Origin of the sequence: Lysobacter sp. TY2-98 (genome assembly GCF_003367355.1) — a bacterium.
Taxonomy (GTDB): domain Bacteria; phylum Pseudomonadota; class Gammaproteobacteria; order Xanthomonadales; family Xanthomonadaceae; genus Cognatilysobacter.
In genome coordinates this window covers 1,660,633-1,680,093 of the sequence record NZ_CP031413.1, presented here as the reverse complement: position 1 = coordinate 1,680,093, position 19,461 = coordinate 1,660,633, and the positions used below count along the sequence as shown (strand labels likewise).

Sequence of the window (19,461 nt, the reverse complement as noted above, 5' to 3'; positions counted from 1 at the left end):
GCCATGACCCGTTCGTTCGTCGCCGCCGCGCTGCTCGCGTTCGCCTCGTGGTCGCATGCGCAAGCGTCGACCTGCGACAGTGCGGTGTACGAGGATCGCAACGGCAACGCCCGCCGCGACGCAGGCGAGCCCGCCATAGCGGGCATCCGCGTGTCGAACGGTACTGAGATCGCGACCACGGGCAAGGACGGGCGCTTCACGCTCGACGCATCGCCCGGCCGCACGCTGTTCGTCATCAAGCCCGCGGGTTACGACGTGCCGCGTCGCGCCGACGGCCTGCCGCTGTTCTGGGCGCATACGCCACCGATCAGTGCGCACGCACTGCGCTACGGCGGGCTGCGCGATGTGGGCACGACGTGCCCGTCGTTCGGCCTCCGGCGCACCCCCACGCGCAAGGGTGATCTCGACGTACTCGTGTTCTCGGACACGCAGACCAAGTCGCAGGTCGACGTCGGCTACTACGCACGCGACATCGTCGAGCCGCTGCGACGTCGGGATGGCAAGCCGGCGGCGGATCTCGGCCTCACGCTCGGCGACGTCACCAGCGACGACCTGTCGCTCTATCCCGCGATCACCGCGGTGACGACGCGACTGGGTGCGCCGTGGCTGCATGTCGCCGGCAACCATGACGTCGATCCCGACGCGCAAGTCGACAGTGAAGCCTTGTCGACGTTCCGCCAGCAGTTCGGCCCGGACACGTTCGCGTGGGAAGAGCCGCAGGCGGACTTCGTCGTGCTCGACGACGTGATCTCGCAACCCGGCCGGAAACCCGCGTACGTCGGCGGCCTGCGCGACGATCAGTTCGCCTTCCTCGCGCAGTACCTGCCCACGCATGACGCCCGGCGCCTGCTCGTCATCGCCGTGCACATTCCGCTGTTTCCCGATGGCGGCGAGACGTTCCGCACCGCCGATCGCGAGCGCCTGTTCGCGCTGCTCAAGGACGTCCCGCGCGTACTCGTGCTGAGCGGCCACGGGCACGTGCAGCGCCAGTTCTTCCACGACGCCACCACCGGATGGCATGGCGCCTCGCTGCTGCACGAATACAACGCGGGAGCGGCATGCGGCGCCTACTGGTCCGGCGCGAAGAACGCCGACGGTGTACCGGATTCGACGATGGCGGACGGTACTCCCAATGGCACCGCGCGCCTCGTCGTCGCGCGCGATGGCACCTACCGCCTTTCGTGGCAGCCGGCCGGCGTCACGGCCGACACCGGCGAACTCACGCGCGCCATGCGCGTGCACGCACCGCGCGTGCTGCGTCGTGGCGCGTATCCGGCGTGGGGGGTGTTCGCCAATATCTGGATGGCGACACCGACCCAACGCGCCGACTTCCGCGTCGACGGCGGGGACTGGATGCCGATGAAGCGCGTCGAACAGGCCGACCCATGGCTGCTCGCGGAAAACGTACGCGACGACGAGGCGCCGGCGTTGCGGGGCTACGACCGCTCGCCCGAAGCGCAGCCGTCGACGCATCTCTGGCGCGGCGCGTTGCCGACGACGCTGGGCATCGGTGCGCATCGCGTCGAAGTGCGCACCTTCGATCAGTGGCAGGGCGAGCAGCGCGGCGAAGCGACGTATCGCCTCGAAGACGCCGCGCCATGACGTCGATGCCCGATGACCTCCCCATCCACGCCTTCGTCGACGCGCCGGCGTTCGAACGCTGGATCGAGGCGGCCGGGGAGTCGAAGGGTCTGTGGTTGCGCATTGCGAAGGCCGCGAGTGGCATCGCGACGGTGACTTACGACGAGGCGCTGGACGTCGCGCTTTGCCACGGCTGGATCGACGGCCAGAAGCGCGCGCTCGATGCGGACTGGTTCCTGCAACGCTTCGCGCCGCGGCGAGCGCGAAGCTTGTGGTCGCGCCGTAACGTCGACAAGGTCGCCGCACTGACTGCAGCGGGTCGAATGCGCCCTGCGGGACAGCGCGAAGTCGACGCGGCGAAGGCTGACGGGCGCTGGGATCGGGCGTACAGCGGCCCATCGTCGCGCACGGTGCCCGACGAACTTGCCGAGGCACTCGCGGATTCGCCTGCCGCCAAACGCGTGTTCGACGCGCTATCGAGCGCCAATCGCTACGCGTTCTGCTGGCGCGTGCAGACCGCCAAGCGCGCAGAAACGCGCAAGGCCAAGGCGCGTCAGTTCGTCGAGATGATGCTGCGCGGCGAAACGCTGCACTGAGCCACGGTCAGAGACCGATGTCGGCGAAGGTCTCCACGCGGCGGTGGCCGTGCGTCGCCTCGCCGGTGCGCGGCTGCGGATAGTCCTGGCGGCGATCGAGCAGTGCGGTCTGCAGACCCGCCTCGCGCGCGGCATCGAGCTCCTCGACGACGTCGGACAGGAACACGATGTCGCCGGGCGCGATGCCCATGCGCTCGGCGATGCGGCGATAGCTGTCGGCGTCGCGCTTGCCACCGATCTCGGTGTCGAACCAATCCGAAACGAGGGGGGTCAGGTCCCCCGCATCGCTGTGGCCGAAGAAAAGTTTCTGCGCCGGCACGCTCCCGGACGAATACACGTACAGCGGATACCCCGCGTCATGCCATTCCCGGAGAACGGTCGCCGCGTCTGGATACATGTGTGCGGTGAAGTCGGCATTCCGATAGCCGGCGTTCCAGACCATGCCTTGCAGCGCCTTCAGCGCCGTGTGCTTGCGGTCCTCGTCGATCCAGCCCTGCAGCACTTCGACGATCGTGTCGTCGCTGCAGATGCCGCCCTGTTCGGTGGCAACGGCGTCCAGCCAGCGTCGCACCTCGGGTTCATTGCGGTGTTCGCGCACGAAGCCCGGCAGCGCGCGACGCGCGTACGGGAACAGCACGTCCTTGACGAAGGAAATGCTGCTGGTGGTGCCTTCGATATCGGTGAGGATCGCGCGGACGGGCATGACGGAACTCCGAAGTGGAAACGCGAAGGCCCGGCGCGGAGCCGGGCCTGTCGGTGACGCGGCCGGGGATTATCCGGCCTGGCCCGGCTCGTACCGCGGAAACTTCTGCGCGATGTCGGCGCCGGTGAAATGGCCGATCCAGCCGTCCGGCTCGGTGAAGAAACGGATCGCGACGAAGCTCGGCTCCGGCCCCATGTCGAACCAGTGCAGCGTCGAATCCGGCACCGAGATCAGATCGCCCGATTCGCACTTCATCTCGTAGACCTTGCCGTCGACGTGCAGCGTGAACAACCCCGAGCCGGCGACGAAGAAGCGCACCTCGTCTTCCTTGTGGAAGTGTTCGTCGAGGAACTTCGCGCGCATGGCGTCGCGATTCGGGTTGTCCGGCGCGATGCTCACCACGTCGACCGTCTTGAAGCCGCGCTCCGCGACGATGCGATCGATATCGGTGCGGTAGGCGTCGAGGATGATGTCGTGCGCGTCGCCGGGCTGGATCGGCTTGCTGGCTTCCCAGCGCTCGAAGCCCACCCCGATCGGCGCGAGCTTTTCGGCGATCGCTTCGAGTTCGGTCGCGACGAATTCGGGTTGGTCCGGCGTGGACTCGTTGAAGATGCGAAGGCGGCTCACGGCGCGCTCCGGGACAGTGCGGCGGACGAGGTGCCGAGGCGGCGGAACTCGAGCTCGCAGGTGATAAGGAATTCGAAGGCTTCGAGGTGCCGACGCGCCTCGGGCATGTCGCGGCCCCACGCGTACAGGCCATGGCCGTCGATGAGGTAGCCCCACATCGGGCCGTCGTCCAGCAGGCGTTCGACCTGCGCGGCGAGTTCGGGCATGTCCTGCGAGTTGGGCAGGACGGGCAGGTCGAGCGAGGTGTCGTGCGTAATGTTGCCGGTGAAGGCCTTGAGCAGCTCGTAGCCTTCGAGGCGGATCGCGCCGTCGGCCGCATACAGGCGCGAGGCGACGGTCTGGTTCAGCGAATGCGTGTGCAGCACGCAGCCGACGTCGGGGAAACGCTTGTAGAGCTGCGTGTGCAGCAGCGTTTCCGCGGACGACTTCTGCGTGGTCGCGACGGGATTGCCGTCGAGGTCCACGACCATGATGTCGGCTTCGACCAGCCGGCCCTTGTCGCGGCCAGAGACCGTGATGGCGACGTTTTCGGCGTCCATGCGCCGGGAGAAGTTGCTACTGGTCGCGGGGGTCCAGCCGCGTGCCGCCAGTTCGCGCACGTTGACGATGATCTCGTCCGCGCACTGCGCGAGGCGGGTGGCATCAAAGGGGAGGGCGCTCGTCATGCGTGCAGTTTAGGACAGCGGGCGTTTCCGTCGTGAAACGGTGCGGCGCCAGAAACGAAAACGGCGCGGTTGCCCGCGCCGTTTCGTCCAACTACCGGACCCTCAGCGGGCGTCCGGGGCGTCTTCCGGGAATTCCGGAAGCTCCGGTCCCTCGAGCGGCGCCTGTCCCTTGCCCAGCTGCGAGTTACGCAGGCCATAGACGAAGTAGAGGACGATCGCGGCGATCGTGTACCACGCGAAGAACACCAGCACGCGCGTCTCGACCGTGAAGATGAGCGCAAAGCACGCCACGATGCCGAGCACCGGCAGGACCGGATAGAGCGGCACGCGGAAGCCTCGCGGCAGCTCCGGATGGGTGGTACGCAGCCAGATCACCGACAGGCAGACGATGCCGAACGCGGCAAGCGTGCCGACCGAGGTCATATCGCCGAGCGTGTTGATGTCGAAGAACGCAGCGGCGGCGGCGGTGATGAGGCCCACCAGAACGGTGTTGACCCACGGCGTCTTGAAGCGCGGATGGATCGTCGCGAACACGCGAGGCAGGAGACCGTCGCGCGCCATCGTGTAGAAGATGCGCGTCTGGCCGTACATGAGCACCAGGACCACCGAGGTCAGGCCGATGATGGCACCTGCCTTGATGATCTTGGCGAACCACGCCCATTGCGGGCCGAGGGCGTCGACCGCGACCGCAACCGGGTCCGGCACGTTGAGCATCTTGTAGTTGACGACGAGCGTCATGACGATCGACACGAGGATGTAGAGGATCGTGCAGACGAGAAGCGAGCCGATGATGCCGATCGGCATGTCGCGCTTCGGATTCTTCGCTTCCTGTCCTGCCGTCGACACCGCTTCGAAGCCGATGTAGGCGAAGAACACGATCGACGCCGCGCGCAGGATGCCGCCCCAGCCGAACTCGCCCTGCTGGCCGGTCGCCGCCGGAATGAAGGGTTCCCAGTTCGCCTTCAGCGTGTCGAGATGCTGGATCACGTACCAGCCGACGATCACGATGAAGGCCGTGATCACCGCCATCTTGATCGCGACGATGATGTTGTTGACCTTGGCGCTCTCGGAGACGCCAACGACAAGCAGCGCAGCCAAGGCGGCGCAGATCACAAATGCTGGCAGGTTGAAGAGCGTGGTGACGGCATGTCCCGTGGCGTCTAGGACAGGTACGCCGTCGCGTATCAGCGCATGGCCGGACGGACCCGTAAATTCCGCCGGAATCACGATACCGTAGTCGGCCAGCAGACTGACCACGTAACCGGACCAGCCGACCGCGACCACCGACGCTGCGAGGCCGTATTCAAGCAGCAGCAGTGCGCCCATGATCCACGCCGCGAACTCGCCGATCGTGGTGTAGCTGTAGGTGTAGGCGGAGCCCGAAACGGGAAGCGTCGATGACAGCTCGGCGTAGCACAGGCCTGCGAGCGCGCAGACGACGCCTGCGACAAGGAACGAGATCAGGACCGCCGGGCCCGCGTGCAACGCCGCGGCGTTGCCGGTGCGCACGAAGATGCCGGCGCCGATGATGCAGCCGATGCCGAGGAACACGAGGTTCCACGGACCGAGGGTTCGCTTGAGCTGGCTCGTTTCCGTCTCGCGCTGCACCTGTGCAACGCTCTTTCGGGCGAGCATGCGCGAAAGCAAACCTCTATCAGGGGTGGTTGCCATGAATCGCTTCCTAAGGTTGGTCTCGGCGCCGCCACCGGTGTTCATCCCCCGGCCGATGGTCGAAAAACGCGAGCAATGGAGTTACTACCGGCAGGCCGGATTCCCGCGACCTTAGCTGCACGCCCCCGGCGGACACAAGTCACGTTTCGCCCGGCGAGACGATGAACGGGGATAATGTTGCACTGCACCCAGAACACGGCCTCGTATGGACGCCTCCACCGACCACCACGCCGCGATCGCCCGGCTGCACGACGATCTCGCCGATTACGCGCGCCGATGGCCGGACGAGGCGCACGTCGTCGCGCATTTCGTCGAGCTGCTCCATGACCTCGAAAGCGCGCCGTTCGCGCGAGAGCGCCTCGCCGGGCATTTCACGGGTTCGGCCTGGCTGGTCGATCGCAGCGGCGCGCGCGTGCTGCTCACCCACCACCGCAAGCTCGGTCGCTGGCTGCAGCTCGGCGGGCATGCGGATGGCGACGTCGAACTCGGCCGCGTTGCGTTGAAGGAGGCCGAGGAGGAGTCGGGCCTCGGCGGGCTGAGGCTCGAGCCCGGCCTGTTCGACCTCGACCGCCACTGGCTCCCCGAGCGCGGCGACGTGCCGGCGCACTGGCATTACGACGTGCGCTTCGTGGTGCGCGCGGGCGAGGACGAAGCCTTCGTCGTCAGCGAGGAATCGCTGGACCTCGCCTGGCGTGACGTCCGCGAACTGCTCGCGGATCCGGCGACCGACGAGTCGGTCGAGCGCATGTCGCGCAAATGGCTGATCCGCGACGGCGCATAGCGTCGGGCAGTAGCCGGCCGGGCGAATCGCGTCCTCCGCGATAGGCCTCGCGACGCGATATCGGAGTCATCGCCCTCGCGAATGCGCGTCGCCTGCGTGAACCGCGGCGTCGGCCGATCGGCGACTCCCCGCACCAACGAAAAGGGCCGGCATCTGCCGGCCCTTCGTGTTGTCCCGGATAGCGCGTAGTCAGTCCGCGCGACCCGCGAACTCGCCCGTCGTCGTGTTCACCAGCACGTGCTCGCCGTTGCCGATGTATTCGGGAACCATGATCTCCAGCCCCGTCGACAGCTTCGCCGGCTTCGGGCGCTTCGTCGCGGTGCCGCCCTTAAGCTCCGGGGGCGTCTCGACGACTTCCATCGTTACCGTCTGCGGCAGTTGCAGGCCGACCGGCGCGTCGTCTATCACCTGCACGTAGCAGCCCGACAGGTCCGGCACGATGTAGCCGGCCATGTCGCCGATCGCGTCGGCGTCGAGCGTGTACGGGGTGTAGTCCTCGTCGTCGAGGAAGACGAACGCATCGCCGTCCATGTACGAGAACGTGGCCTGGCGCCGCGCGAGATCGACTTCGCGAAGGTCGTCGTCGCCGTCGAACGAGGCGTCCAGCTTGTTGCCGCCCGGCACGCTGTACATGGTGAAGCGGAAGCGCACATTGCCGCCGCGGCCCTGTGGGCTGCTGCGCTCGATGTCGCGGATCTGGTACACGCCGCCGTTGTGTTCGACGACGTTGCCCTTCTTGATGTCGTAGGCCTTCATTGCGGTTCCTGATTACTTCGGCGCGAGGCGCGTCGCGCCGTCGAGGCGGATGGTCTCGCCGTTGAGGTAGGTATTGCCGAGGATGTAGGCCGCGAGGTCGGCGAATTCCTCGGGCTTGCCCAGGCGCGACGGGAACGGGATCGACGCGGCGAGCGACTGCTGCACCGACTCCGGCATGCCATCGACCATCGGCGTCCAGAACACGCCCGGCGCGATGGTCAGCACGCGGATGCCGAAACGGGCGAATTCGCGCGCCATCGGCAGCGTCATGCCGACCACGCCGCCCTTCGACGCCGAATACGCCGCCTGGCCGATCTGGCCTTCGTAAGCCGCGACCGACGCGGTGTTGATGATCACGCCGCGCTCGCCGTCGGTGCCGGCCTCGTTGGTCTGCATCAGCTGCGCGCAGGCCTTGGCGACGTTGAAGCTGCCGACGAGGTTGACCATCACCGTGGTCTGGAACTGCGACAACGGCATCGGGCCGTCCTTGCCGAGCACGCGCCCCGCGCCGAGGATGCCGGCGCAGTTCACGGCTACGTTGAGGCCACCAAGGAACTCGCTCGCCGCGGCGACGTTCGCGGTGACGCCCGCTTCGTCGGTGACGTCGGTGCGGAAGAACTTCGCTTTGTCCGCGCCGAGTTCGGCGACCGCCGCCTGGCCCTTCTCGTCGTTGACGTCGAACAGCGCGACGCGGCCGCCGTCGCGGACGATGCGCTGCGCCACGGCGAAGCCGAGGCCGGAAACGCCGCCGGTGATGACGGCGCGGGCGTTGGAGATCTGCATGGCGATGTCTCGGGGTACCGGAAAGCCGGCAATTCTACCGGCTGGGCCCTTCGGGACGCCCGCCGCCGGCCCTCAGGGCGCGCCGGGCTCGCGGTAGGGCACGCCGTCCTTCGCGACGAACACCGGCTTCCGCAGGGCGTCGATGGCGACGGTCGGATCGCCTTCGAACGCGGCGAGGTCGGCACGCAGACCGACTGCGATGCGGCCGATGCGATCCTGCTGCTTGAGGATCGTCGCCGCCGTCGATGTGCAGGCACGCATGGCGTCGACCGGCGACATTCCGGCCTTCACCATCAGCCCCGGCTCGCGCCAGTTGTCGCCGTGGCGGAACACGCCGACGTCGCTGCCGCAGCCGATCGTCACGCTCTGCGCGATTGCCGTACGGAACGCCTTCAGCGATTCCTCGATCTTCGGCGTGGGCGCCGACTGGCCGGGCACGTAGTGATTGAAATAGGTCTCGGTCGCCTCGACCGCGGTCAGCGTCGGCAGGTAGGCGACCTGGTGATCGCGCATCAGCTTGAACGTCTGCGGCGTGCCGCCGTAGCCGTGTTCGATGGTGTCGACGCCGGCCTCGACCGCCATGCGCATGCCGGCGTCAGTGGCGGCATGCGCGGCGACGGGACGTCCGCCCGTATGCGCGGCCTCGACGATCGCCTTCATCTCGCTTTCGGTGAACGCCGGCTGCGCGGTGCCGCCGGGGCCGACGCGGTAGTCGGCGTAGAACTTGATCCAGTCCGCGCCGCGACCCGCCTGTTCGCGAACGGCGCGCATCGCCTCGTCGGCGCCGCTGACTTCCTGCGCGCCACCGGGAAGATCGGCATCGGGACGGAAACCGCGCGGGCCGGGGCCGTAGCTCGACGTCGCAACAATCGCACGCGTCGACACGAATAGTCGCGGACCGGGAATCAGGCCCTCGTCGATCGCGCGCTTGAGCGACACATCGGCGAATGCCGCGCCTTCGGTGCCGAGATCGCGCAGCGTGGTGAAACCCGCGCGCAGCGTGTCCCCCGCGAATTTCGCGGCCTGCAGCGTGCGATAGGCCTCGGGCTCCTTCAGCACCTGATCGTTCCAGCTCTCCTCGTTGTAGGGATGCAGGAACAGGTGCGAATGCAGTTCGATCAGGCCGGGCGTCAACGTTGCGCCGGGCAGGTCGATGCGTCGCGCGTCGGTCGGCGCGGTCACCATGGAAGCGGGGCCGACCGCCGCGATCGCGCCGTCGCGCACGAGCACGACCCAGCCGGGATGCGAAACCCCCTCACCGGTCCACACGCGCGCCGGTGCGAGCAGCAGCGTGTCCGCGGACACCGGCATCGCCGAGAGCGACGCCAACGACAGCACCGCAGCCAGCAGACGCTTCATGTCAGAGATCCTTGAGGTACCAGATGTCGCAGCCGCCGTGGCCGGTCGCACCCATCGGCGTGTCGATGCGGCGGAAGCCCGCGCGCTCGTACAGGCGCATCGCCGCGTCCATCCCGGTCAGCGTTTCCAGATAACAGCGCTTGAAGCCGAATTCGCGTGCCTTTTCGAGGCATTTCTCCATCACCGCCGCACCGGCTCCGAGCCCGCGCGCCTGGGGCAGGAAATACATCTTTCGCAGCTCGCAGGTGTCGGCGTCGCCGCCTTCGAGCTGTGCGACGCCACCGCCCCCGACGATCTCGCCATCCACTTCGACCACGAAGTACGCACTGCGCGGCGCCGAGTACGCGCGCTGCATCCAGTCGACTTCCGGGTCATTGATCGCGAAACCCGAACCGCAGGCGCCGAACTCGGGCATGACGGTGCGGATGATGCGCGCCATCGCGACGTCATCGCGTTGTTCGATCGGGCGGATCGTGTAGTCGGCCGACTTCATGCGACAGCGCCCTTCGCGCGCGTCACCTTGCTTGACGTCTCACGGCCGAGCAGGGCGGCGAGCCAGCGGCCGGTATCGATCAGGGCGTCGAGATCCACGCCCGTCGCCATGCCCATGCCGTGCAGCATGTAGACGACGTCCTCCGACGCGACGTTGCCGCTCGCACCCTTCGCGTAGGGGCAGCCGCCGGTGCCGGAGACCGCGGAATCGACCACGCGTACGCCTTCCTCGAGACAGGCGAGGATGTTGGCCAGCGCCTGGCCGTAGGTGTCATGGAAATGCACGGCGAGCGCCGACATCGGCACCTCGCTCGCGACCGCACGCAGCATGTCGCGCGCCTTCCCCGGCGTGCCCACGCCGATCGTGTCGCCGAGCGACACTTCCTCGCAGCCCATCGCGTGCAACGCCTTGGCGACGCGCACCACGTCCGCGAACGGTACTTCCCCCTGGTACGGGCAGCCCAGCACCGTCGATACGTAGCCACGCACGCGCACGCCGTCAGCCTTCGCGCGCTCCATCACCGGCGCGAAGCGCTCCAGCGATTCGTCGATGGAGGCATTGATGTTCTCGCGGTTGAACGCTTCCGAGGCCGCGGTGAAAACGGCGATGTGGCTGACGCCGACCTCGCGGCCACGTTCGTAGCCCTGCAGGTTTGGCACCAGCACCGGGTAGTCGACGCCGCTGCGGCGCGTGATGCCGCGATAGACGTCCGCGGCATCAGCGAGCTGCGGCACCCATTTCGGACTGACGAAGCTCGTCGCCTCGACAACCGACAGCCCCGTTGCCGACAGACGGTCGATCAGCGCGATCTTGTCCGAGGTCGCGATGATCGCCTTCTCGTTCTGCAGCCCGTCGCGCGGGCCGACTTCGACGATGCGGACGAAGTCGCTCATTCCAGATGCTCCAGCACCACCAGCGCGGCATCGGCTTCGACGAAATCGCCCGTCACGCCCCGAACCTCCGCAACAACGCCATCGCGCGGCGCCTTGAGGCTGAGCTCCATCTTCATGGCTTCGATCACCATTACTTCCTGGCCGGACTTCACCGCATCGCCCGGCTGCACGCGGGCGACGACGACGCGGCCCGGCATCGGTGCGACCACGCGGTCGGCGCCGCCTTCCACGCTGCCGTGGTGCTCGTCATGCAGCGGTGCGGCAGCAAGCGCCAGGCGATGCACGCCGTCATGCACGCTCCAGTGGCCGCGCTCGCCACCGACGGTGACGCGCATGGCTTCGCCGTCCAGTCGAAAACTCAGCGCGCCGTCCTCGATGCGCGCGCCTTCGATCGCATGGATGCGACCGGCGTGTTCGATGCCGTAGTGCCCGCTGTGACCGCCGGCGCGCAGCACCACGCGCTCGCCGCGATGCATGACGGCGATGCGCGACAGTGCCGCGCCACCGGTACGCCAGCCATCCGGAATCGCCCACGGCGACGTCGGATCGTTCGACGCCGCGTTGCAGCCACGTGCGCCGCGTTCGTGCGAGATCAGTCGCGCGACGACAGCCGCGACGAACAGTCGCCGGTCGTCGTCGGCGGGACTCGACAGGAATTCTTCGAGATGGCGGTCGAGATAGCCCGTATCGATCGTGGCGTTCACCACCGCCGGATGAGGCGCGAGGCGTTCGAGGAACTCGATGTTCGACTTCGGTCCGGCGATCTCGCACTCCGCCAGCGCGGCGCGCAACCGCGCGAGCGCCTGCGCGCGATCCGCGCCGTGCACGATGAGCTTGGCGATCATCGGGTCGTAGAAGATCGTGACCGTGTCGCCTTCGACGACGCCGGAATCCACGCGCACGCCCGGCGAAGCGGTCGGAAGACGCAGACGGTCGAGACGGCCCGAACCCGGAAGGAAACCGGCGTCCGGATCTTCCGCATACAGGCGCACTTCGATCGCATGGCCGTTCTGGCGCAGCGCGTCCTGCGCAAGCGGCAAGTGTTCGCCGGCGGCGACGCGCAGCTGCCATTCGACGAGGTCGAGACCCGTCACCATCTCCGTGACCGGATGTTCGACCTGCAGGCGCGTGTTGATCTCCATGAAATAGAAACCGCCGTCCTGCCCGACGATGAACTCGACGGTGCCGGCGTTGACGTAGTCGATCGCGCGCGCCGCCTGCACCGCGGCGTCGCCCATCGCATTGCGCAGCTCGGGCGTCAGGAACGGCGAGGGCGATTCCTCCAGCACCTTCTGGTAGCGGCGCTGCGCGGAACATTCGCGTTCGAACAGGTGCTGCGTGGTGCCGTGCGCGTCGGCGAACACCTGGATCTCGATGTGGCGCGGCTTCTCGATGTAGCGCTCGAGTAGCACGCGATCGCGACCGAACGCATTGCGGGCCTCGCGCTGGCAGCTTTCAAGGTTCGGCAGGAACTCATCGGACGTGCGCACGATGCGCATGCCCTTGCCGCCGCCGCCGTGCGCCGCCTTGATCATCAGCGGATAGCCGATGCGATCGGCTTCGCGCTGCAGCGTCTCGTTCGACTGGTCTTCGCCGGTGTAGCCGGGCACCACCGGCACGCCGGCCGCCTGCATCAGATCCTTCGCGCCGGCCTTGCTGCCCATCTTGCGCATCGATGCCGCGGGCGGACCGATGAAGACGAGGCCCGCGGCTTCCGCGGCGTCCGCGAAGTCCGCGTTCTCGCTCAGGAAGCCGTAGCCCGGATGGATCGCCTGCGCGCCGGACTTCTTCGCGACATCGAGGATCACGTCGCCGCAGAGATACGACTCCTGCGGACGCGGCCCGCCGATACGATACGCCTCGTCCGCCTGGCGCACGTGCTGCGCGTCGGCGTCGGCATCCGAATATACGGCGACGGTGCGGATGCCCAGCGCGCGACAGGTGCGGATGACGCGGCAGGCGATCTCGCCGCGATTGGCGATCAGGATCTTGTCGAACATCAGGACGAGGCTTCCGGGCGGTGGCAGACCGCTTTGACGTTATGGCCGTCCGGATCGATCACGAACGCGCCGTAGTAATTGGGGTGGTAGCGCGCGCGAATACCGGGCGCGCCGTTATCGGTCGCCCCGGCTGCGATCGCCGCGGCATGGAAGGCATCGACCGCCGCACGCGAATCGGCGACGAACGCGAGATGCAGACCGTCGTGCGTGAACTTGGCATCGGCGCGATCGCCGATCCAGAACGTCGGCTTGCCGTCGCGCCCGAAACCCGCGTGACGCGTTCCGTTGCCGGTAACTGCGGCCGAAATCTCCATCACCAGCCCGGCGCCGATCGGCGCGAGCACCGCTTCGTAAAACGCGCGGCTGCGGTCGTAGTCGCGGACGGAAATGCCGACGTGGTCGATCATGCGGATGTCCTTAGGTGCACCAGGCGGCTTTGCGCTTGTCGAGGAACGCACCGAGGCCCTCCTGGCCCTCGGGCGAAACGCGCAGGCGCGCAATGAGATCGGCGTTGTCCGAGTCGTGGCGGTCGCGATCGGTGTGCGAGGCGACGCGGCGCACCAGCGACTTCGCTTCCGCCGCGGCGACGGGGCCCGCCTTGAGCAGTAGGTCGATCTGGCGCTGCACGGCGGCGTCGAGCGCCGCTTCGTCGTCGACGACGTCGTGCAGCAGGCCGATGCGATGCGCGGTCGTGGCGTCGAACAGCTCTGCGGTGGCGAACCAGCGACGCGACTCGCGCGGGCCGATCGCTTCGACGACGTAGGGCGAGATCACAGCCGGCAACAGGCCGAGCTTGCTCTCGGTCAGGCCGAACTTCGCGTTCGACGTGGCGATCGCGATGTCGCAGCACGCAACCAGTCCGACGCCGCCGCCGAACGCCGCGCCGTGCACGCGGGCGATGGTCGGCTTGGGCAGCTCGTCGAGCGTGCGCATCAGGCGGGCGAGGGCGAGCGCATCGGCGCGGTTGTCGGCCTCGCTCGCGGCGGCCATGCCACGCATCCAGTTCAGGTCGGCGCCGGCGGAGAACGACGGGCCTTCGCCCTCGATCACCACCACGCGGACGCCCGCATCGCTGCCCACCGCCTCGAGCGCGCCGGTCAGTGCCGCGATCACCGTGGCGTCGAAGGCGTTGTGCAGCTGCGGCCGGTTCAGCCTCAGGCGGGCAACGGCGCCCTCGCGCAGGTGGAGCAGGGGATGGCTCATGGGCGGCGGTTGGCGGGGAGCACTCGATGATAGCCGGTCGCTTGCGCGTCCCTTCAGCCTCGGGGCGGCCGTGGCGGTGCTAGAATGAGAACAATTCCCATTTGGGTCGACGCCGCGTCGTGAAACTGTCCGAGCTGCCTTTCCGCACTGCGGCGACGGTGCTTGCCGTCGAGGACGCGATGCCCAACGACGCCATCGCGCGCCGCCTGCGCGAGCTCGGCTTCGTGGGCGGCGAGGCGGTCGAGGTCATGGCGGCCGGACCCATCGGTGCGGAGCCGCTGCTGGTGCAGGTCGGTTTCACGCGCTTCGCGCTGCGTCGTCGCGAAGCCGACCGCGTCACCGTCCGCCTGCCGACCGCGATCGTCGGAAGCACGCCGGCCGAGCGCGAAGTCGAACCCGAGGCCGTGCAGGCATGAGCGCCGAGGCCGGAACCCTGCGACTCGCGCTGGTCGGCAATCCGAACTGCGGCAAGACGGCGCTGTTCAATCGCCTGACCGGCAGCCGCCAGAAGGTGGCGAACTACGCGGGTGTGACGGTCGAGCGCAAGGAAGGCCGTTTCTCCGCGCCGTCCGGCCGCGAATACGTGGTGCTCGATCTGCCGGGCGCGTACAGCCTGCAGGCGGCGAGCCTCGACGAGGCGGTCGCCCGCGACGTCTGCCGCGGCTTCTATCCCGGCGAAGCGGCACCCGACGTCATCGTCTGCGTGGTCGATGCCACGAATCTCCGCCTGCATCTGCGGTTCGCGCTGGAGGTGCGCGAGCTCGGCCGGCCGATGATCGTCGCGGTGAACATGATGGACGCCGCCAAGCGTCGCGGCATCGAGGTCGATCTCGACGTGCTCGCGCGCGAGCTCGGTGTACCGGTGGTGCCGACCATCGCGGTGCGCAGCGGTGGCGCGAAGTCGCTGGTCGATGTCATCGATCGCAACGGCGCGGCGATGCCGCCGGTCGACATGCACAACGCGGGTGCGAGCGCGACGGACGTCGACGCGCTGCACGCCCGGACGCGCGCCATCCTCGCAGCCGCCGTGCGCATGCCGCGCCGCACCGCGGAGATCGACGACGCACTCGATCGCTGGCTGTTGCATCCGGTGGTCGGCCTGCTCGCGTTCGTCGCGGTGATGTTCCTGATCTTCCAGGCGGTGTACGTCTGGGCGACGCCGGTCGCCGATCTCATCGACGCGGGCACGACATGGCTCGCCGGCTGGGTCAGCTCGACGCTGCCGGCCGGGCCGCTCACCAGCCTGCTTGCCGACGGCGTGATCAAAGGCGCGGGCAGTGTCGTCGTGTTCCTGCCGCAGATCCTGATCCTGTTCTTCTTCATCCTCGCGCTCGAGGAGTCCGGCTATCTCCCGCGCGCGGCGTTCCTGCTCGATCGCACGATGGCCGCAGCGGGACTTTCCGGACGCTCGTTCATTCCGCTGCTGTCGAGCTTCGCCTGCGCCATCCCCGGCATCATGGCGACCCGTTCGATCCAGGATCCGCGCGATCGACTGGCGACGATCCTGGTCGCGCCGCTGATGACGTGTTCGGCGCGCCTTCCGGTGTACGCGCTGCTGATCGGTGCGTTCATCCCGCGCCGCCAGGTGTTCGGCGTGCTCAACCTGCAGGGCCTTGTGCTGTTCGCGCTGTACGTCGCCGGCATCCTCAGCGCGCTTAGCGTCGCGTGGGTGATGAAGAAATGGCGTCGCGACAAGGGCGAGCATCCGCTGATGCTCGAGCTGCCGTCGTATCGCGTTCCGCATCCGCGCGACCTGGCGATCGGCCTCTGGGAGCGCGCGTCGATCTTCCTCAAGCGCGTCGGCGGCATCATCCTCGCGCTCACGATCCTGCTGTGGGTGCTGCTGACGTTCCCGTCGCCGCCCGCGGGCTTCACTGGCTCGGCGATCGATTACAGCTTCGCCGGTCGCATCGGTCACGCGATGACATCCGTCTTCGCGCCGCTCGGTTTCAACTGGCAGATCTGCATCGCGCTGGTGCCTGGCCTGGCAGCGCGCGAGGTCGCGGTGTCGTCGCTTGCCACGGTCTACGCGCTGGCCAATGCCAACGATCCGAACGCCGCCGATTCGCTGTCGCCGATCATCGCGCACGGCTGGTCGCTGGCGACCGCGCTGTCGCTGCTCGTCTGGTACATCTATGCACCGCAGTGCATCTCCACGCTCGCCACGATCCGCCGCGAGACGAATTCGTGGAAGCAGGTCGGCATTGCCGCGGGCTACCTGTTCGGGCTCGCGTACGTCGCTTCGCTGCTGACCTATCAGATCGCGGTCCGCTTGGGCGGATGACCATGGACGCGGGCCGCACGCTTCAGGAAATCATCGTCGCGCTCGCGGTGATCGCGAGCGCGGTCTACGTATTCCGTACGCGTTTCCCGGGCACGGCACGACGCCTGCGCGGCTGGGTCGCGATCCGCATGGTCGACAGCGGATCGCCGAGATTGGAAAAGTGGGGACGCCGGCTTGCGCCCGTGCCGCGCGCCCAGGACGCCTGCGGCAGCTGCAACAGCTGCGAACCGAAGCGCTGAATTACCCGCGCAGAATCAGCGGCGCCGGCCCTTAGCCGGCACCACGTTCGTTTCCACCGACACGCTGAAGGTGCGGCTCTGCGTGCCTTCGAGCGCGCCGACGCCGACGACCTTGCGATCGACTTCCTCGCCGCGCTCGTTACGGATCACGAGCACCATCGTGTACTCGACCGCTTCGCCGGGCCGGTCGGAGCGGAGTGCGCCCTCGACCGACAGGGACGTCGTGCGCTCCTTCTCCTTGGGCGCATCGAAGCGCAAATGATGCTTGCACCCCGGGCAGACGCTCGCGGTTTCGAGGATGGTCGTCCTGCAGTGCGGACAGGTCCGTGTCGCACCCGGCGTGCCGGGCCGAACAGCGCTCATGCGGCGCTGTCGGCGTCCGTCTTGTCGTTCTTCGGCTTGCGACCGTTGTTCGCGTCGTCCCAACCGAATTCGACCATGCCGCGCATGCGTGCGCCCGGTGCGACGGTGACCGTGCCGGCCTTGACGTCGCCGACCATCGAGCCGCTTTCGACGACTTCGACGCGCTGCGCCGACTCGATATTGCCTTCGAGTTCGCCCGCGACGATCACCCGACGCGCTTTGACGCCGCCGTTGACGCGCGCGCCGACTTCGATGGTGAGATCACCTTCCACCGCGATGTCGCCGGTGAAGCGACCCGCGACGCGCACGCTGCCCGCGCCGTTGATCTTGCCTTCGATCGACAGGTCGGACGCGATCAGCGACTCCTGCACCTGACGTGCCGGAGCGCGGGAGGGTGTCGGAGCGGCGGCAGGCGCTGCAACCGGTGACGTGGCCGGCGTGGTGGCGAACGAGAACTCGTTCGGCGAAGGATCCTTGCCCAGCGCCGTCTCCGGCTGCGGGGTGTCGCGCTTGGTGTTGGCGCTCGTGTTCGGAAAAATTGCCATCGGTAGGTCCCTCGGGGGCGGGAAGGAAACCGAGCCTATCACGCGACCTTGACTGCAAAACCGTGATGCAGGGCCGCGATCTGACGCTGCGCGTCACCCGTCGCCGCCGCTGTGATCTTGCGTTTCCCGAGGTTCAGGGACGACGCGCATTCATCGGAACGATCGCGCGTCGCGACCGCATCGAGTGCTACATCCGGAACACGCCGAAGCGCGTGCGCTCCTCGATCGGTGCATTGAGCGATGCGGAGATTCCGAGGCCGAGCACGCGGCGTGTATCCGCCGGATCGATAATGCCGTCATCCCACAGGCGCGCCGTCGCGTAGTAGGGGTTGCCCTGCGATTCGTACTGGTCGCGGATCGGTGCCTTGAAGGCTTCCTCGTCCTCGGCGCTCCAGGTCTTGCCCGCGCCTTCCAGCGCGTCGCGGCGCACTGTCGCGAGCACGCTCGCCGCCTGCTCACCGCCCATCACGCTGATGCGCGCATTCGGCCACATCCACAGGAAACGCGCACCGTAGGCGCGGCCGCACATCGCGTAGTTTCCTGCGCCGAAGCTGCCACCGATGACCACGGTGAACTTCGGCACGTGCGAGCACGCCACCGCCGTCACCATCTTCGCGCCGTCCTTCGCGATCCCGGCGTTCTCGTACTTCCGGCCGACCATGAAGCCGGTGATGTTCTGCAGGAACACCAGCGGAATGCCGCGCTGGTTGCAGAGCTCGATGAAGTGCGCGCCCTTGAGCGCACTCTCGGCGAACAGGATGCCGTTGTTGGCGACGATGCCGACCGGATAGCCGTGCAGGTGCGCGAAGCCGGTCGCCAGCGTCTTGCCGTAGCGCGCCTTGAACTCCTGGAATTCGCTGCCGTCGACGACGCGTGCGATCACCTCGCGGATATCGAACGGACGGCGCGTGTCCTTCGGCACGATGCCGTACAGCTCGTCGGCGGGGTAGAGCGGTTCACGCGATGGTACCGACGTAACCGGAAGTACCTTGCGGCGATTGAAGCTTTTCACGATGTCGCGCGCGATCTGCAACGCGTGGTCGTCGTCCTGCGCGAAATGGTCGGCCACGCCGGACACGCTGGTGTGCACGTCCGCGCCGCCCAGTGCTTCGGCGTCGACCACTTCGCCCGTCGCAGCCTTCACCAACGGCGGGCCGCCGAGGAAGATGGTTCCCTGTTCCTTGACGATGATGCTCTCGTCGCACATCGCCGGCACGTACGCGCCGCCCGCGGTGCAACTGCCCATCACCACCGCGACCTGCGGGATGTTGAGCGCCGACATGCGCGCCTGGTTGTAGAAGATGCGGCCGAAGTGTTCCTTGTCCGGAAACACCTCGTCCTGCAGCGGAAGGAACGCGCCGCCGGAGTCGACGAGGTAGACGCAGGGCAGGTTGTTCTCGAGCGCGACTTCCTGCGCACGCAGATGCTTCTTCACCGTCATCGGGAAGTAGGTACCGCCCTTGACCGTCGCGTCGTTGGCGACGATCACGACTTCCTGGCCCATCACGCGACCGATGCCGCAGACCATGCCGGCGGCCGGCGCGGCATCGTCGTACATGCCTTCGGCGGCGAGCGGTGCGATCTCGAGAAAGGGCGAACCCTCGTCGAGCAGCGTGGTGATGCGGTCCCGTGCGAGCAGCTTGTCACGCGCCGTGTGCTTCGCGCGGGCCTTCTCGCCACCGCCTTGGGCGGCACGCGCCAGTCGCTGACGCAGCTCCTCGACGAGCGCGCGATGGTGTTCGGCGTTCTCCTGGAACGCGGCGGAGCGCGGGTCGAGATGGCTTTCGATGACAGGCATGGCGGAGCCGGGCGAAACGGGACGCGCGATCAAACCATACGGCGGCATCAGGGACCAGCCGTTGCGTCGGACGACGGCGTGTCGTAGCGATGGAGTCCTCTGAAACGAGAAAGGCCCGCTT

The 19,461-nt window shown here is 67.7% G+C and carries 21 protein-coding genes; 6 read left to right on the top strand and 15 right to left on the bottom strand.

Annotation, left to right across the window (positions count from 1 at the left end):
- Nucleotides 1-3 precede the first annotated feature (3 nt).
- Together DWG18_RS07985 and DWG18_RS07980 are read left to right on the top strand one after the other, a co-directional pair.
- Nucleotides 4-1,602, top strand: a complete 1,599-nt coding sequence (locus tag DWG18_RS07985; RefSeq protein ID WP_115646714.1) for a calcineurin-like phosphoesterase family protein — start codon at nt 4-6, stop codon at nt 1,600-1,602.
- Entirely contained in the window at nt 1,599-2,177 is a 579-nt protein-coding gene (locus DWG18_RS07980) for a YdeI/OmpD-associated family protein (RefSeq protein WP_115646713.1), read from the top strand. Before DWG18_RS07985 ends, DWG18_RS07980 begins: the two co-directional genes overlap by 4 nt.
- Nucleotides 2,178-2,184: 7 nt before the next feature.
- Here DWG18_RS07980 and mtnC read toward each other — a convergent pair whose 3' ends face one another.
- From mtnC to DWG18_RS07960, 4 genes are all read right to left on the bottom strand, one after another.
- The gene (gene mtnC / locus DWG18_RS07975) at nt 2,185-2,880 is read right to left on the bottom strand and encodes an acireductone synthase (RefSeq protein ID WP_115646712.1); all 696 of its coding nucleotides are present in this window, start codon (nt 2,878-2,880) and stop codon (nt 2,185-2,187) included.
- Nucleotides 2,881-2,949: 69 nt separating this feature from the next.
- On the bottom strand, nt 2,950-3,507 hold the full coding sequence (locus tag DWG18_RS07970) for an acireductone dioxygenase (protein WP_115646711.1): 558 nt from the start codon (nt 3,505-3,507) through the stop codon (nt 2,950-2,952).
- On the bottom strand, nt 3,504-4,172 hold the full coding sequence (locus tag DWG18_RS07965) for a methylthioribulose 1-phosphate dehydratase (RefSeq protein WP_115646710.1): 669 nt from the start codon (nt 4,170-4,172) through the stop codon (nt 3,504-3,506). Before DWG18_RS07965 ends, DWG18_RS07970 begins: the two co-directional genes overlap by 4 nt.
- Before the next feature lie 102 nt (nt 4,173-4,274).
- Complete coding sequence (locus tag DWG18_RS07960) at nt 4,275-5,807, bottom strand: amino acid permease (RefSeq protein ID WP_115646709.1); 1,533 nt, start codon at nt 5,805-5,807, stop codon at nt 4,275-4,277.
- Between the two features lie 241 nt (nt 5,808-6,048).
- Here DWG18_RS07960 and DWG18_RS07955 point away from each other — a divergent pair, with 241 nt between their 5' ends.
- On the top strand, nt 6,049-6,624 hold the full coding sequence (locus tag DWG18_RS07955) for an NUDIX hydrolase (protein WP_115646708.1): 576 nt from the start codon (nt 6,049-6,051) through the stop codon (nt 6,622-6,624).
- Between the two features lie 189 nt (nt 6,625-6,813).
- Here the strand turns inward: DWG18_RS07955 and yeiP are convergent, their stop codons facing one another.
- From yeiP to DWG18_RS07915, 8 genes are all read right to left on the bottom strand, one after another.
- Entirely contained in the window at nt 6,814-7,380 is a 567-nt protein-coding gene (yeiP, locus tag DWG18_RS07950; protein ID WP_115646707.1) for an elongation factor P-like protein YeiP, read from the bottom strand.
- Between the two features lie 12 nt (nt 7,381-7,392).
- Nucleotides 7,393-8,163 (bottom strand): SDR family NAD(P)-dependent oxidoreductase, encoded by a 771-nt coding sequence (locus DWG18_RS07945; RefSeq protein ID WP_115646706.1) that lies wholly within the window; start codon nt 8,161-8,163, stop codon nt 7,393-7,395.
- 72 nt (nt 8,164-8,235) lie between these two features.
- Nucleotides 8,236-9,522: an amidohydrolase family protein gene (locus DWG18_RS07940; protein WP_115646705.1), complete on the bottom strand. Its 1,287-nt coding sequence runs from the start codon at nt 9,520-9,522 to the stop codon at nt 8,236-8,238.
- Nucleotide 9,523: 1 nt separating this feature from the next.
- The gene (locus DWG18_RS07935) at nt 9,524-10,015 is read right to left on the bottom strand and encodes a GNAT family N-acetyltransferase (protein WP_115646704.1); all 492 of its coding nucleotides are present in this window, start codon (nt 10,013-10,015) and stop codon (nt 9,524-9,526) included.
- Complete coding sequence (locus DWG18_RS07930) at nt 10,012-10,908, bottom strand: hydroxymethylglutaryl-CoA lyase (protein ID WP_115646703.1); 897 nt, start codon at nt 10,906-10,908, stop codon at nt 10,012-10,014. The genes DWG18_RS07935 and DWG18_RS07930 overlap by 4 nt, the downstream gene beginning before the upstream one ends.
- Nucleotides 10,905-12,908: an acetyl/propionyl/methylcrotonyl-CoA carboxylase subunit alpha gene (locus tag DWG18_RS07925; RefSeq protein WP_115646702.1), complete on the bottom strand. Its 2,004-nt coding sequence runs from the start codon at nt 12,906-12,908 to the stop codon at nt 10,905-10,907. The genes DWG18_RS07930 and DWG18_RS07925 overlap by 4 nt, the downstream gene beginning before the upstream one ends.
- Nucleotides 12,908-13,315, bottom strand: a complete 408-nt coding sequence (locus DWG18_RS07920; RefSeq protein ID WP_115646701.1) for a VOC family protein — start codon at nt 13,313-13,315, stop codon at nt 12,908-12,910. Before DWG18_RS07920 ends, DWG18_RS07925 begins: the two co-directional genes overlap by 1 nt.
- Nucleotides 13,316-13,325: 10 nt before the next feature.
- The gene (locus DWG18_RS07915; RefSeq protein WP_115646700.1) at nt 13,326-14,111 is read right to left on the bottom strand and encodes an enoyl-CoA hydratase-related protein; all 786 of its coding nucleotides are present in this window, start codon (nt 14,109-14,111) and stop codon (nt 13,326-13,328) included.
- Between the two features lie 119 nt (nt 14,112-14,230).
- Between DWG18_RS07915 and DWG18_RS07910 the strand changes: the two genes are divergently transcribed.
- The 3 genes from DWG18_RS07910 to DWG18_RS07900 are packed head-to-tail and all read left to right on the top strand — an operon-like array spanning nt 14,231 to nt 16,634.
- On the top strand, nt 14,231-14,527 hold the full coding sequence (locus DWG18_RS07910; protein WP_115648097.1) for a FeoA domain-containing protein: 297 nt from the start codon (nt 14,231-14,233) through the stop codon (nt 14,525-14,527).
- Entirely contained in the window at nt 14,524-16,395 is a 1,872-nt protein-coding gene (gene feoB / locus DWG18_RS07905; RefSeq protein WP_115646699.1) for a ferrous iron transport protein B, read from the top strand. Before DWG18_RS07910 ends, feoB begins: the two co-directional genes overlap by 4 nt.
- Nucleotides 16,396-16,397: 2 nt before the next feature.
- Nucleotides 16,398-16,634, top strand: coding sequence for a DUF6587 family protein (locus DWG18_RS07900; RefSeq protein WP_115646698.1), 237 nt, complete (start codon nt 16,398-16,400; stop codon nt 16,632-16,634).
- Between the two features lie 15 nt (nt 16,635-16,649).
- Here the strand turns inward: DWG18_RS07900 and DWG18_RS07895 are convergent, their stop codons facing one another.
- From DWG18_RS07895 to DWG18_RS07885, 3 genes are all read right to left on the bottom strand, one after another.
- A complete protein-coding gene (locus tag DWG18_RS07895) occupies nt 16,650-16,997 on the bottom strand; it encodes a hypothetical protein (RefSeq protein WP_115646697.1) in 348 nt (115 codons plus the stop codon).
- Nucleotides 16,994-17,542 carry a polymer-forming cytoskeletal protein gene (locus DWG18_RS07890; RefSeq protein ID WP_115646696.1) on the bottom strand — a complete coding sequence of 183 codons (549 nt, stop codon included), beginning with the start codon at nt 17,540-17,542 and terminating at the stop codon, nt 16,994-16,996. The genes DWG18_RS07895 and DWG18_RS07890 overlap by 4 nt, the downstream gene beginning before the upstream one ends.
- Nucleotides 17,543-17,729: 187 nt before the next feature.
- Nucleotides 17,730-19,340, bottom strand: a complete 1,611-nt coding sequence (locus tag DWG18_RS07885; RefSeq protein WP_115648096.1) for a carboxyl transferase domain-containing protein — start codon at nt 19,338-19,340, stop codon at nt 17,730-17,732.
- Nucleotides 19,341-19,461 lie beyond the last annotated feature (121 nt).